The sequence below is a fragment of the Celeribacter indicus genome (genome assembly GCF_000819565.1).
GTDB lineage: Bacteria > Pseudomonadota > Alphaproteobacteria > Rhodobacterales > Rhodobacteraceae > Celeribacter > Celeribacter indicus.
On the sequence record NZ_CP004393.1, the window covers coordinates 3,425,852 to 3,439,387 of the forward strand.

The 13,536-nt window shown below is 67.8% G+C and carries 14 protein-coding genes; 5 read left to right on the forward strand and 9 right to left on the reverse strand.

The window, feature by feature from the left end:
* Positions 1-171 precede the first annotated feature (171 nt).
* A complete protein-coding gene (locus P73_RS25735) occupies positions 172-1,038 on the forward strand; it encodes a phosphotransferase (protein WP_139267066.1) in 867 nt (288 codons plus the stop codon).
* A gap of 3 nt (positions 1,039-1,041) precedes the next feature.
* Here P73_RS25735 and P73_RS16915 read toward each other — a convergent pair whose 3' ends face one another.
* The 4 genes from P73_RS16915 to proS all read right to left on the reverse strand — a co-directional run bounded on the left by P73_RS16915 (position 1,042) and on the right by proS (position 5,098).
* Positions 1,042-1,722, reverse strand: coding sequence for an ABC transporter ATP-binding protein (locus P73_RS16915; RefSeq protein WP_043870476.1), 681 nt, complete (start codon positions 1,720-1,722; stop codon positions 1,042-1,044).
* Positions 1,715-3,010, reverse strand: coding sequence for a lipoprotein-releasing ABC transporter permease subunit (locus P73_RS16920; RefSeq protein WP_043870477.1), 1,296 nt, complete (start codon positions 3,008-3,010; stop codon positions 1,715-1,717). Before P73_RS16920 ends, P73_RS16915 begins: the two co-directional genes overlap by 8 nt.
* A 107-nt stretch (positions 3,011-3,117) precedes the next feature.
* Positions 3,118-3,624 carry a DUF2937 family protein gene (locus P73_RS16925; protein WP_043870478.1) on the reverse strand — a complete coding sequence of 169 codons (507 nt, stop codon included), beginning with the start codon at positions 3,622-3,624 and terminating at the stop codon, positions 3,118-3,120.
* A gap of 136 nt (positions 3,625-3,760) precedes the next feature.
* A complete protein-coding gene (gene proS / locus P73_RS16930; protein ID WP_043870479.1) occupies positions 3,761-5,098 on the reverse strand; it encodes a proline--tRNA ligase in 1,338 nt (445 codons plus the stop codon).
* 153 nt (positions 5,099-5,251) lie between these two features.
* Between proS and P73_RS16935 the strand changes: the two genes are divergently transcribed.
* From P73_RS16935 to P73_RS16945, 3 genes are all read left to right on the forward strand, one after another.
* Positions 5,252-6,376: an AI-2E family transporter gene (locus tag P73_RS16935; protein WP_043871878.1), complete on the forward strand. Its 1,125-nt coding sequence runs from the start codon at positions 5,252-5,254 to the stop codon at positions 6,374-6,376.
* A 13-nt stretch (positions 6,377-6,389) separates the two neighbouring features.
* Positions 6,390-7,082, forward strand: coding sequence for a P-loop NTPase family protein (locus P73_RS16940; RefSeq protein ID WP_043870480.1), 693 nt, complete (start codon positions 6,390-6,392; stop codon positions 7,080-7,082).
* Between the two features lie 125 nt (positions 7,083-7,207).
* Positions 7,208-8,740 carry a Ppx/GppA family phosphatase gene (locus tag P73_RS16945; protein ID WP_043870481.1) on the forward strand — a complete coding sequence of 511 codons (1,533 nt, stop codon included), beginning with the start codon at positions 7,208-7,210 and terminating at the stop codon, positions 8,738-8,740.
* 3 nt (positions 8,741-8,743) lie between these two features.
* On the opposite strand, the gene P73_RS16950 is transcribed toward P73_RS16945, so the two are convergent.
* The 5 genes from P73_RS16950 to P73_RS16970 form a co-directional block, all read right to left on the reverse strand.
* Positions 8,744-9,085, reverse strand: a complete 342-nt coding sequence (locus P73_RS16950) for a hypothetical protein (protein WP_043870482.1) — start codon at positions 9,083-9,085, stop codon at positions 8,744-8,746.
* A 30-nt stretch (positions 9,086-9,115) separates the two neighbouring features.
* Positions 9,116-10,168 carry an endonuclease/exonuclease/phosphatase family protein gene (locus P73_RS16955; protein WP_043870483.1) on the reverse strand — a complete coding sequence of 351 codons (1,053 nt, stop codon included), beginning with the start codon at positions 10,166-10,168 and terminating at the stop codon, positions 9,116-9,118.
* Positions 10,169-10,852 carry a molecular chaperone DjiA gene (locus P73_RS16960; RefSeq protein WP_043870484.1) on the reverse strand — a complete coding sequence of 228 codons (684 nt, stop codon included), beginning with the start codon at positions 10,850-10,852 and terminating at the stop codon, positions 10,169-10,171.
* A gap of 79 nt (positions 10,853-10,931) precedes the next feature.
* A complete protein-coding gene (locus P73_RS16965) occupies positions 10,932-11,435 on the reverse strand; it encodes a GNAT family N-acetyltransferase (RefSeq protein ID WP_043870485.1) in 504 nt (167 codons plus the stop codon).
* On the reverse strand, positions 11,432-12,052 hold the full coding sequence (locus P73_RS16970) for a VOC family protein (RefSeq protein WP_043870486.1): 621 nt from the start codon (positions 12,050-12,052) through the stop codon (positions 11,432-11,434). Before P73_RS16970 ends, P73_RS16965 begins: the two co-directional genes overlap by 4 nt.
* Positions 12,053-12,188: 136 nt before the next feature.
* Between P73_RS16970 and nhaA the strand changes: the two genes are divergently transcribed.
* Positions 12,189-13,415, forward strand: a complete 1,227-nt coding sequence (gene nhaA / locus P73_RS16975; protein WP_052453376.1) for a Na+/H+ antiporter NhaA — start codon at positions 12,189-12,191, stop codon at positions 13,413-13,415.
* The last annotated feature ends 121 nt before the right edge of the window (positions 13,416-13,536 follow it).

Genomic DNA, 13,536 nt, shown 5'->3' on the forward strand with positions numbered 1-13,536 from the left:
GCCGGATCATCGGCGGCGCAGGATCCCGCAGCCGCGATTGCCGGCGGCCCCGGTCAGGAGAGCTGCCTGCGGCCCGTGTGGCGTGTCCTGCCCGGCGCGATCCCGACGCAGGGCCGACGCGGCTTTGGAAATCCTTTGACCGGCCCCCGCCGCGCCGCGCATAGTGGCGCCATGGCCGGCACCCTGGATCTTTTCGGACTGGACAGCGCCAGGGCGCGGTTGGACAAGATGTTCGCCGAGCGTCCGCATCTGTCTTCCCGCGCGACGGATGTCCGCATCGTTCAGGCCCGTGGCGAACGGGCCGTCTTCCGCCTCTGCTGGGACGGGCGCCCGGCCATGGCAAAGCTCATCTGGCATGGCAAGGCGGCGCAGGCGGTTTCGGGTCAGGCCGGGGCACTGCGGGAGATGTGTGCCTTTCTCGGACGGGGGCCGGCGCAGGTGCCCGAGGTGTTGCACGTCGCGCCCGGTGACGGCTTTTTCGTGATATCCGCCGTCCCCGGCCAGTCTGCCGAGACCCTCCTGACCAGGGGCGGGGAGGCGGAAGTCCCGCGGGCGGCGGACGCGGCGCGGCTCTGGCTGTCGCGGGCGGCGGGATTGCGGCGCGACACCGTGCCCTTTCCACGCGCATGGCTGCACAGGCAGCTCGACGCGCTCTCGCATGGCGACGCGGCGGATGTGGCGGCGCGCACCCGGCAGCTTCTGCACGAGGCGCCGCAGAGCCTGACGCGCCATGCCGGGCATGGCGATTTCTGGCCCGGCAATCTGATGATCGACGCGGAGGCGATCACCGCGATCGACCTCGCCGGGCGGCGCGACATTCCGCTGGCCGAGGACATCGCGCGCTTCGCCCATGGTCTGATGGGACACAGCGGGGATGACCTGGTGGAGCGTGTCGCCGCGCCGCTCCTGTCGCTGCTGTCGGGGGAGGAGGCGGCACAGGTCTTTCCGGTGTTCCACGGCCTGCACCTCGCCCGGACGATCCACGGCACGGGCGGATTGCGCCACCTTCACGAACGCGCCCGCTTTCTCGGCCTCTGAGCCTCAGACAGGCACGATCCGCCCCGCCTCGAGACGCAGCACCCGGTCCATCCGCGCGGCCAGGTCGAGGTTGTGCGTCGCGATGAGCGCCGAAAGCCCCTCCTCCCGCGCAAGGCCCATCAGCGTGTCGAACACCCGGTCCGAGGTCTCGGGATCGAGGTTGCCCGTCGGCTCGTCAGCGAGCAAAAGCCCCGGCCGGTTCGCAAGCGCGCGGCAGAAGGCGACCCGCTGCTGTTCGCCGCCGGAGAGCGCGGCGGGGCGATGGCCGGCGCGCGGCGCGACCCCCACCTTGTCGAGAAGCGCCAGGGCGCGCGCCTCCGCCTCCGCCTGCGGCGCGGCATTGGCGAGCTGCGGCAGAGCGACGTTGTCCAGCGCGGTGAATTCCGGCAGCAGGTGGTGGAACTGGTAGATGAAGCCGACGCCCGCCCGGCGCACGCCGGTCCGCCTGCGATCGCCGAGCCCGGTCATGTCCTCGCCCGCGATCGTCACCCGTCCGCCGTCCGGCACATCGAGCAGCCCGGCGATATGCAGGAGCGTCGACTTGCCCGCCCCCGAAGGGGCGATCAGCCCGACGATCTCTCCGCGCGCCACCGACAGGTCCACGCCGCGCAGCACCTGCACCTCGCTCGGCTTGCCGGCGTTGTAGGTCTTCTCGATCCCGGAAAGCCCCAGCATCTCACTCATAGCGCAGCGCCTCCACAGGGTTCATGCGCGCGGCCCGGCGCGCGGGGAAAATCGTCACGAGGAACGACAGCCCGAGCGACAGGGACACCGCCTTGAGCACGTCCTCCCATCGCAGCTCCGCCGGAAGCGCATAGATGCCGCGGATCGACGGATCCCAGGCCCCGCCGCCGTTGAGCCAGTTCACGAAGGACATGATCTGGTCGATATAGATCGCGAAGAGCCCGCCGATGACGACCCCGAAGAGCGTGCCGAGCACGCCCGTCACCGCCCCGCAGATGAAGAAGACGCGCAGCACCGAGCCTTCCGAAAGCCCGATCGTGCGCAGGATGCCGATGTCGCGGCCCTTGTTCTTCACCAGCATGATGAGGCCCGACACGATGTTCATCGCCGCGATCAGCACGAGGACGGAGAGGATCACGAACATCACGTTGTCCTCGATGTCGAGCGCGCGCAGGAAGGCGCCGGAGGCATCGCGCCAGGTCCAGACCATGCCGCGTTCGCCGACCGCCATCAGGAGCGGCACGGCCATGCGGTCGACCTCGTCCGGCCGCTCGACCATGACCTCGATCTCGTCCGCCACGCCCTCGCGGTTGAAGAAGCGCTGCGCCTCCGCGAAGGGCAGGTAGACCCGCGTGCGGTCGATGTCGTAGCGTCCCGCGGTGAAGACATAGACGACCTCGAAGGACGAGACCCGCGGGCTCGTGCCGAAGGCGGTCTTCGCGCCCTCCGGCGAAATGATCCTCACCCGGTCGCCGACCATGACGCCCAGTTCGCGTGCCACGCCCGAGCCGATGGCGATGCCTTCGGAGAAGCGCGAAAGATCGCCCCAGCTTTCGTCCGGGTGCCGCGCCACGCGCGGGATCCTCGCGAGGTCTTCGGCGGAGATGCCGTAGACCTCGATCCCCGCATTCTTGCCGTTGGCCGTCGCCATGACCTGCCCGCGCACGAGCGGCGCGGCGGCGGTGACGCCCTCGACCGCGGCGAGCTTCGCCGCCCAGTCCTCGTAATCGGGGATCTCCCGCGCGGTGCCTCCGTCTTCGGTCTCGTAGAGCGCCGAATAGACCGTCACATGGGCATTCGCGCCGAGGATCGTGTCGACGAATTCGTTGCGGAAGCCGGTGCGCACGGCGAGGGTGATGATGAGGGCGGCCACCGCGAGCGTGATCCCGATGAGCGAGATCCAGGTCATCACGGAGACGCCGCCTTCCTCGCGGCGCGCGCGCAGGTAGGCCCAGGCGATCTTCCATTCGAAGCGGGAAAAGGGCTTTGTCGATCTGGCCGCGTCCATGGGCGGGGCTGCTCCTTGGCTGAAGTTGCCAGACCATTCCCCCTCCCCCCGCAAAGGTCAAGCCGATGCGGGCGGTTACGGCAAAAACCTTCGTGACGGGGGCAGGATCAGAACGTGAGGCCCGCCTTGCGCCGCCCGCGACGGAACGGCCAGAAGAGGAAGGCGAGAAGCGCCGACACGAGACCCCAGCCGAGCCCGTAGCCGACGAGCGCGGAAATCCCTCCCGCCAGCGACAGCGGCAGGGCCGGAACGAAATCGTGATAGGTGGAAAGCGCCAGTTCGGTATCCGCCACCCGCTGCGGCATGGTCAGCCGCTCGAGCGGACCGGAGGCGCGCAGCGCCGCGAGATCTGCCGTGAGCCGCGCGTGCCGGTCGATGGTGTTGCGCATGTCGCGGCGGCGATTCTCGAGAAAGACGGAGCCGCCCATGGAGGCCAGCGCCTCCTCGCGCGTCATCTCCGCCCGGCGCGCGGAAGCGTCGAAATCCTCGATCACGACCTCGAGCGCCTCGACCTGACCGCCGAGCCTCTGGGTGTATTGTTGCGTGAACTCTGGAAACTGGGAAACGATGGCGGCCCCGAGGAGCCCCCCCGCAAGCGCGAGTGCTTTCAACATGGTCTGCCCCTTCTGTCCGTCTGCTGCGGAGTTGCGGGAAAGAGGCTAAAAGGATTCGGGGGCGTGAGACAAATGCGTCCCCGCCCCCGCGCGCGGATTTCGCGATATCTTGCCGATGACGGACCCGGCGGGACGGTCAGCGCCCGGCGTAGATGCCGGCGATCTTTTCCACCGCCATCTCCGGCGTCATCTCCTCGCTCTCGCCGGTGCGGCGGGAGGTGACCTCGACCACGCCGTTCTTCAGCCCGCGCGGGCCCACGGTGACGCGCCACGGCAGGCCGATCAGGTCCATCGTGGCGAACTTGCCGCCCGCGCGCTCGCTCGTGTCGTCATAGAGCGGATCGAGCCCGAGGGCCGCGAAGCTCGCATAGAGGCTGTCGCAGGCCGCGTCCGCCTCCGCATCGCCCTGCTTGAGATTGACGATGCCGACATGAAAGGGCGTGACGCCCTCGGGCCAGATGATGCCCCTGTCGTCGTGGTTCGCCTCGATCAGCGCGCCCACGAGGCGGGACACGCCGATCCCGTGCGAGCCCATATGCACCGGCACGGGCTTTCCGTCCGGCCCCTGCACGGTGGCGCCCATCGCCTCGGAATATTTCGTGCCGAAATAGAAGATCTGGCCGACCTCGATGCCGCGCGCGACGCGCCGGCGCGCCTCCGGGACTTGCTCGAACAGGGCCGCGTCATGGGTTTCGTCCGTGCGCGCATACCGCGAGGTGAATTCCTCCAGCACGGCCTGGCACTGTTCGACGCTGTCATAGTCGATCTCGCGGTCGCCGAAGCTCAGGTCGGTGATCTCGCTGTCGTAGAACACTTCCGACTCGCCGGTGTCGGCCAGCACCAGGAACTCATGCGTGTCGTCGCCGCCGATCGGGCCGCTGTCGGCGCGCATCGGAATCGCCTGAAGCCCCATGCGCTCGTAGGTGCGCAGGTAGGTGACGAGATGCCGGTTGTAGGCGTGCAGCGCGTCTTCCTTCGTCAGGTCGAAGGTATATCCGTCCTTCATCAGGAATTCGCGCCCGCGCATGACGCCGAAGCGGGGGCGGATCTCGTCGCGGAACTTCCACTGGATCTGGTAGAGCGTCAGCGGCAGATCCTTGTAGGATTTCACATAGGAGCGGAAGACGTCGGTGAACAATTCCTCGGCGGTGGGCGAATAGAGCATGTCGCGGCCATGGCGGTCGGTAAGGCGCAGGAGCTCCTCTCCATAGGCGTCGTAGCGGCCCGACTCCTTCCACAGATCGGCCGATTGCAGGGTCGGCATCAAAAGCGGGATATGGCCGGCACGCTGCTGTTCCTCATGCACGATCCGCTCGACATTGCGCAGCACCTTGAGGCCCAGCGGCAGCCAGGAATAGATCCCCGCGGATTGCTGGCGGACCATGCCGGCGCGCAGCATGAGGCGGTGGGAGGCGATCTGTGCCTCGGCGGGGGTTTCTTTCAGAACCGGGAGGAAGTAGCGCGACAGACGCATGAGGTGGGCCCTTCGGGAATTTCAGGAGTTTCCGCACGGGTCTAAGCGATCCACCCGGTCCAGACAAGACAAGACAAAGCGCAGGCGCCGGGGATGCTTTCCCTTGCAACGCGCGCCCACGCGGGCGATATGTGGGCGAACACGAGAGGTTTCATGGCGCTACCGGTCCGGGATCAGGCAAAATACTGGGGCATCGCGGCGGCGGTGTTCCTCGTGCTTCTGTGGGCGCTGGGGAACGTGATCCTGCCCTTCGTGCTCGGCATGGCGGTGGCCTACATGCTCGACCCGGTGGCCGACAAGCTCGAGGCGCTCGGGCTCCGACGCACGGCAGCGACGCTCGTGATCACCGCGGTCGCGGTCGTCCTCTTCGTCCTCGCGGCGCTCCTCGTCGTGCCGACGCTGATTCGCCAGACCACCGACCTGATCGACGCGGCGCCCGACATCTTCAACAATCTCAAGAGTTTCCTGACGACGCGCTTCCCGGCGCTGCTCGACGAGGACAGCCAGGTCTACCGCTCCCTCCTCCAGATCGGCGAGACCATCCAGTCGCGGGGCGGCGCGCTGCTCTCGACCGCGCTCACCTCGGCGATGAGCCTCGTCAACGTGCTCATGCTGCTCGTCCTCGTGCCGGTGATCACCTTCTACCTGCTGCTCGACTGGGACAGGATGGTGGCGGAGATCGACAAGCTCCTGCCGCGCGACCATGCCCCGGTGATCCGCCAGCTCGCCGGCAACATCGACCGCACGCTCGCCTCCTTCATCCGCGGACAGGGAACGGTCTGCCTCATCCTCGGCACCTTCTATGCCGTCGCGCTCATGCTCACCGGCCTCAACTTCGGCCTCGTCGCCGGGGCCATCGCCGGCGCGCTCACCTTCATCCCCTATGTCGGGGCCATCGTGGGCGGCGCGCTCTCGATCGGGCTCGCGCTGTTCCAGTTCTGGGGCGACTGGTGGATGATCGCCGCGGTCGCGGGCATCTTCGCGATCGGCCAGTTCGTCGAGGGCAATATCCTCACGCCCAATCTCGTCGGGTCCTCCGTGGGCCTGCATCCGGTCTGGCTGATCTTCGCCCTCTCGGCCTTCGGCACGGTGTTCGGCTTTGTCGGCATGCTCGTCGCCGTGCCCGTCGCCGCCGCCTTCGGCGTGATCGCGCGCTTCGCGCTCGACCACTATCGCACGAGCCGCCTCTACAAGGGACAGACGGACCACGCCGTTCCCCTGCCCCCCGACCAGGCCGCGATCGAGGCGGAAACCAGATCCTACAGGACACCGGACTGAAGCGGACCGAGACATGGCCAAGCAGCTCGTCCTCAACCTGCCCACCCGCGAGGCGCTGGGACGCGACGCGTTTTTCGTCGCCCCCTCCAACGCCGTGGCGCTCGCCACGCTCGACGGTGCGGATCTCTGGCCTTCGGGCAAGCTCGCCCTCGTCGGCCCCGCCGGCGCCGGAAAGACCCATCTCGCCCATGTCTGGGCCGGCGATCGCGGCGCGGTGATCCTGACGCCCGACAGGCTCGCCCGCGCCGACATTCCGACCCTCGCCGCCCGCCACTTCGTCGTGGTGGAGGATGCCGACACCCTCCCCGCCCTGCCCGACGTGGCGGGGGCCGAGGAGGCGCTGTTCCACCTGCACAACCTGGTGCTGGCGGAGGGCGGGCGCCTTCTCGTCACCGCCTCGACGCCGCCGAACCGCTGGCGGCTCGGCCTGCCCGACCTCGCGTCGCGAATGCAGGGCACTTCGGTGGTGCGCATCGCGCCGCCCGACGACATGCTGCTGAGCGCGATGCTCGTCAAGCAGTTCGAGGACCGCCAGCTCGTCGTCTCCCGGAGCCTGATCGGCTGGCTCGTGAAGCGCATGGAACGCTCCGCCGCCTCCGCCCGCGACCTCGTCGAACGGCTCGACCGCGAGGCGCTGCGCGAAGGCCGCCCCGTCACCCGCGCCCTCGCCGCCCGGCTGCTCGGAGACGACGAGGAGGAGGAATGACGCCGTAATCCCGGCTTCACATTCCGCACAGATTTGAGGCGATTGACAGAACGCCCGCGCCTTGGCACTGTCACAGACAAGTTAGGGGATGACACTTGACCATACCGACGGATGTCCCGCCGAGCATGGAGACGCTCCACGACTGGGGCGTATTCGGCCGGCCTCTGTTCCTGGACGATGACGCGCGGGCCCTGTCCCGTGTCGGCGTGGTCGATGTGGGATCCAACTCCGTGCGTCTCGTCGTCTTCGACGGCGCGACGCGCAGCCCGGCCTATTTCTACAACGAAAAGATCATGTGTGGTCTTGGGGCGGGACTGAGGGAGACGGGGCGGCTCAACCCCGAAGGCAAGGAACGCGCCATGGCCGCGATCAAGCGGTTCCAGAAACTGGCGCAGGGCATGCAGATCCCACCGCTCACGGCCGTTGCCACGGCCGCGATGCGGGAGGCTGAGGACGGTCCCGCTTTTCGGGAGGAGATCGAGCGGGAGACCGGCCTCAGCCTCTGGGTTATCGACGGCGAGGAGGAGGCGCGCCTGTCGGCGCAGGGCGTGCTGCTCGGCTGGCCGGAGGCGGACGGGCTCGTCTGCGACATCGGCGGCTCCTCGATGGAGCTCGCGGTGGTCCGGGGCGGCGAGGTCGGCGCCCGCGTCACCTCCCCCCTCGGGCCGCTGAAACTCCAGGGGCTGGGCGGCGGCCGCAAGGGGCTCAAGGACCACATCGCACCGATCATGGCCGAGCTCGGCGAGAAGATGGGCACGGATCACAAGCGGATCTACCTCGTCGGCGGCTCCTGGCGCGCCATCGCGCGGATCGACATGGAGCGGCGCAACTATCCGCTGCACGTCCTGCACGAATACCGGATGTCGAGCCGCGCGGTCACCGACACGATCAAGTTCATCCGCAAGTCCGATATCGCCACGCTGCGGGCGCGCACCGGCACCTCCTCGGCGCGCATGTCGCTCGTCCCGCTCGCCGCGGAGGTGCTGCGCCAGCTCGTGCGCACCTTCCATCCGAAGGAGATCTGCACCTCCTCCTACGGCATCCGCGAGGGCCTGCTCTACGAGCAGATGCCGCAAAGCGTGCGCGAGCGCGATCCGCTGATCGAGGCCTGCCGCTTCTCCGAGATGAAGGATGCGCGGATGCCGGGTTTCGGCAAGCGGCTCCACATGTTCATCGAGCCGATCTTCCGGGCGCGGCAATATGAAAAGATGCGGCTGATCCGCGCCGCCTGCCTCCTGCACGACGTGACCTGGCGCGCCCATCCCGACTACCGGGCCGAGGTCTGTTTCGACAATGCGACCCGTGCCAACCTGGGCGGGCTGACCCATAACGAACGGATCTTCCTCGGGCTCGCCCTTCTGCACCGCTACAAGAATTCGCGCGACGGCACGCCCTTCGCCCCGCTCATCGACATGCTGACGGAAAAGGAGGTCCGGGATGCCGAAGTGCTCGGCAAGGCCATGAGATTCGGGGCGATGTTCGGCGTGGGCGCGCCCGACGAGATCGCGAAGCTCGTCTATTTCCCGAAGAAGAAGGAACTCATCCTGACGCTCAGACCCGATGCCGAAGACCTGTTCGGAGAAGTCGCGCAGGCCCGGTTCCAGTCGCTCGCCGGCAGCCTCGGCGCGATGACGCAGGTCCGGCACCTCCGCCGCTGACGCTCAGAGCTCGATGCCCTCCTCGGGGTCGATGTCCGGCCCTGCCCCGTCGGGCGGCGGCACGTCCTGCTTGCGGCGGATGAGGATATCGCCGTTCGGCAGGATCACGGGCGCTTCGTAGGCGTCGATATCGTCGACGAACCCCTCCAGCTCCTCGAGCGCGGGGCCGAATTCGTCGAGCAGCCGCTCGAGCAGCCGCCGCGACCCTTCGCGCAGCATCCGGAAACCCTCCGACCAGTCCTCCTCCGAGGCGGGCGGCGACGCCTCCCCGGAGGGCGGCGTGGCATCCTGGGCGGCGATCGGGACGGCCCAGAGCAGCGTGCTGGCGAAAATCAGGTGTCTCATGGCCCCGATGTAGGACGCAGGGCGGTCCTGTCACCCCCAGGGCGGCAGATCGACGTCGACGGAGACCGGAAAGTGATCGGAGGCGGTGAGCAGCGCCTGGTGAAGCTCCGGCGTCTCGTAGCACACGGGATCGTCGAACGGATGCCAGATCCGCCATGCCGCGCCGGCGGCGAGTTCCTGGGACAGCATCACGTAATCGAGCAGCGCGGCGAGATAGCGCCGCTCCTTGTCGATGTAGAACCGGGCCGAGGTCGGGCCGAGATTGCCCCGCCGGCTCAGCGCCTCGGCGGCGTTCGGATCATGGAGCCGCATCTCCGGCGGCACTTCCGGCCCGTCGCGCCCCATGACGATCTCCAGCGCCGAGCGGCCGAAGAGCCCTTCATAGGTGTCGAGCCCCGGCCCGTCGTTGAAATCCCCGAGCACGATCATCGGCTCGCCCGCGGCGAGGTGCCCCTCCACGCGCTCGCGCAGCCAGATCGCCTGCGCCAACTGCTTGCGGCGGTTCTCGATCGAGATCCGGATCACGTCGTCATGCCGCCGGGCGCCGTGCGGCGCCTTCGACTTCAGATGCGCGCCGATCATGCGAAAGGCAAACCCCGTCGCCAGATGGGTCACGGCAAGCTCCAGCGGCGGTTTCGAGAAGCGCACCTCCTCGCGCTGCCGGTCCGTGTCGAGGTCGAGCCGGTAGACCGAATTGAACATCGGCGGCTCGAGCCCGGTGCCGAGCCCTTCCGGCGCCCCCATCGGATCGTGCCGCGCGCTCAGCACCAGCGGATCGTAGAGCAACGCGATTTCCTGTTGCGTGTCGTTGACGAAGCCCATCTCCACCGCCACGGCCCGAAGCCCCGCCCAGTCGGCGAACTGTTCGAGCGCCCGGCGCGTGTCGCGGCGGCTGTTCGTGTCCGGCGCCTCGATCACCATCACCGCATCGGCGTCCAGCGCGGTGAAGACGATCCCCAGCGCCTCGAGCTGCATCTCGCGGGTGATGTTGTGGCGCGCGGACCAGCGGCCGTCGGCCTGCGGCCGCCCGGCATCGTCGAACAGATTGTCGAACCATTCGACGTTATAGGTCACGATGCGCATTCAGGCGGCACGCTCCGTCGAGATTTCCTCCCAGGCGGCGTTGATCTCCACCAGCCGGTCGGAAGCCAGCTTCACCGCCTCCTCGGGCACGCCGCGGGCGATCATCCGGTCGGGGTGAGTCTCGCGCACGAGCTGGCGCCAGGCCGACTTGATCTCCCCGAGCGGGGTGGCGGGATCGACGCCGAGCACGTCATAGGGATCGCGCACCGCGTCGGGCACATAGCGCGCGCGCAGGGCGCGGAAGGCGCGCGGTTCGATGTCGAAGATCTCCGCCACCCGCGCGAGGAACGCCTCCTCGCCGGGATGATAGTCGCCATCGGCCATCGCGATGTGAAACAGCCCGTCGAGCAGGTCCATCAGCGGACGGCAGTCGTCGCCATACATCTTCTTGACCTGTTTCGCATAATCCTCGAACCCGGCGATGTCGTGACGGGCGAGGTTGAAGACGCGCGCCGCGGCGGCCTCGTCCTCCGGCGCGATGCGGAACACCTCGCGAAAGGCGGTGACCTCGTTGCGGGTCACGAGCCCGTCCGCCTTCGCCATCTTCGCCCCGAGGGCGATCACGGCAATGGCGAATCCCACCCGCTGTTCGGGCGGCGAGCGCAGGCGTTCGAAGACGGCGGCAAGGCTTTCGCCGGCGCCAAGCGCCTTGAGCGCCTCGAGGATGCGGGACCAGATCGACATGACTGCCACTCTATCGTCCCGCCCCGCCGCTGTCAGGGCGCAAATGCGCGCAGGGCGATAGCTTTTTCGTCAGGCGCGCTCAGAGGAACTTCTGCATGAACAGCACGTCGAGCCAGCGGCCGAACTTGAACCCCGCCTGCGGCACCGTCCCCGCCTTGCGGTAGCCGAGGGCGCGGTGGAAGGCGATCGAGGCCTTGTTGTCGCCGTCGATCGCGCCGATCATCGAATGATGCCCCGCCTCGCGCGCATGTTCCTCGATGGTGAGCATGAGGATGCGGCCGAGCCCCTGCCCCTGCGCCCGGTCGTTGAGGTAGACGGTATGCTCCATGGTGAAGCGATAGCCGTTGTTGCCGGGCCGGAACTGGTCGTAGGTCGCATAGCCCACCACCTCGCCGGCGAGCTCCGCGACATAGAAGGCGCGGCCGCGCGCCAGCCGGTCGGAGATCATCGCGATCCAGTCCGCCTCGCTGCGCTCCTCGGAGGAGAAGGAGGCGGTCGTCTCCGCGATGACCGGCGCCATGATCGCCCGGAGCGCAGGCGCGTCTCCGGCGGTCGCGACGCGAAGGTAGGTGTGAACGGTCATGTGATCCAGATCTCCCCTGACGCTGTGCCGATCTCGGCCATGAGACCCGGCCGGTCCGCTTGGACGATGCGAACATTCTCCATGGCCGAGACGAAAGGCGCAAGGGCCTCCCGCAGCGCCCCGGCCTCCGGGTGGGCGATCTTCAGGCGGCGCAGGCGCAGACCCTGGTCGGGCAGCGTCCGGGCCGGCCGGCCGGAATGCCATTCGATGAGCGCGGGAAAGCAATTGTCGAAGGGCAGCACCCCGCTTTCCGGCACGACCATGCGCCAGGCGAACTCGCCGCGCCGGAAGGAGAGGATGCGGCCGACGTCGGCGGGCGCGCGCTTCCAGGCCTCCTCCAGATCGTCGCAGGCCACGACCCAGCCGGTGAACCGCGGCGGACCGCCGAAATTGTCGAGATCGAACCATCGCGCCCCCGCCGGGCGCGGCGCCGCGGGATCGGGGGCGATCACCTCGAGGCAGGCGTCGGGCGCGAGCGCCGCGAGCCGCGCCTCGGTTCCCATCTCGGCATGCTTTCCCACGGGGCCGAAGCGGATGTCGAGCAGCGCCTCCACGGCGTCGCATCCATGCTCCAGGTCGGAGGCGGATATCACCAGATGATCAATACGATAGCTCATGCCGCATCCCTTTGCGCCGGCGCTAAATTTAACGCTAACATCACCGCGGTATTCCATTGAATCCCGAAAACGTGACCCCATGTCTTGATGACGCACCCTGCATCCACACTCAACCAAGAAAGAACAGTAAAAGACAATGCTCCTGCGCCGACTGGAAAACTTCTTCGACAGCGACGCCTCGGGAGGCATCGTTCTCATGGTCTCCGCAATCGCGGCCATGTTCGTTGCCAACTCCTCGCTTTATCCCTTTTATGACGCGAGCCTGTCGTCCTACCTCGCCGTGACCCTTGGGGGCGGAGGACTCGAAAAACCATTGATCCTCTGGATCAACGACGGCCTGATGGCCGTCTTCTTTTTGCTCGTGGGCCTCGAGCTCAAACGCGAACTGCTCGAGGGCAAGCTCAAGAACCCGCGCGACGTCGTGCTGCCCGGCATGGCGGCGGTCGGCGGCATGGCCATGCCCGCGCTCGTCTATTTCCTGCTCAATTTCGGAACGCCCGAAACCCATTCCGGCTGGGCGATCCCCGCGGCCACCGACATCGCCTTCGCGCTCGGCATCCTCGCGCTCGTCGGCGACCGGGTGCCCTCCTCGCTGAAGGTCTTCCTGCTGACGCTGGCGATCCTCGACGACCTCGGCGCGATCCTGATCATCGCCTTCTTCTACACCGCCGAGCTGCATCTCGACTACCTGTTCCTCGCGGCGATCCCGCTCGTGATCATGTATTTCATGAACCGGGCCGGCATTCACCGGATCGCGCCGATCATCCTGCTTGGCACCGTGCTCTGGGTGCTCGTGCTGAAATCGGGCGTCCATGCCACGCTCGCGGGCGTGGTGACGGCCTTCTTCATCCCGCTCAAGGACCGTTACGGGAAATCCCCGCTCCACGGGCTCGAACACGCGCTCTCCCCCTATGTGTTCTTCCTGATCGTGCCGGTCTTCGCCTTTGCCAATGCCGGCGTGGTGCTCACCGGCGTGACGCTTGCGGATGTGTTCTCCCCGCTGCCGCTCGGCATCGCGCTCGGCCTCATCCTCGGCAAGCAGATCGGCGTGATGGGCGTGACCTGGCTGCTGGTGAAGTTCGGCATCGCGAAAAAGCCCTATGGCGCGACCTGGCTGCATATCTACGGCGTCGCCGCGCTGGCGGGGATCGGCTTCACCATGTCGCTCTTCATCGGCGGGCTCAGCTTCGTCGACGCGTTCCACATGAACGAGGTGCGCATCGGGGTGCTGTCGGGCTCGGTGATTTCCGCCGTCATCGGCTACGCGGTGCTGAGGCTCGCCCCCGCCGCGCCCACGGCGCACAAGGCGGAGGACGAGGAGACGGAGATCCTGCCCTCCGCAGATCCGCGCCCGGCGCAATAGCGCCGCCTCGCCACGCATCGCAAGAGGGGCCGGACGCGCTGTCCGGCCCCTTTCCTTTTGTCCCCGCGCACGCAGCGGTCCCCAACGGACGCGACGGGACAACGCCCCCGCACCGAAAAGG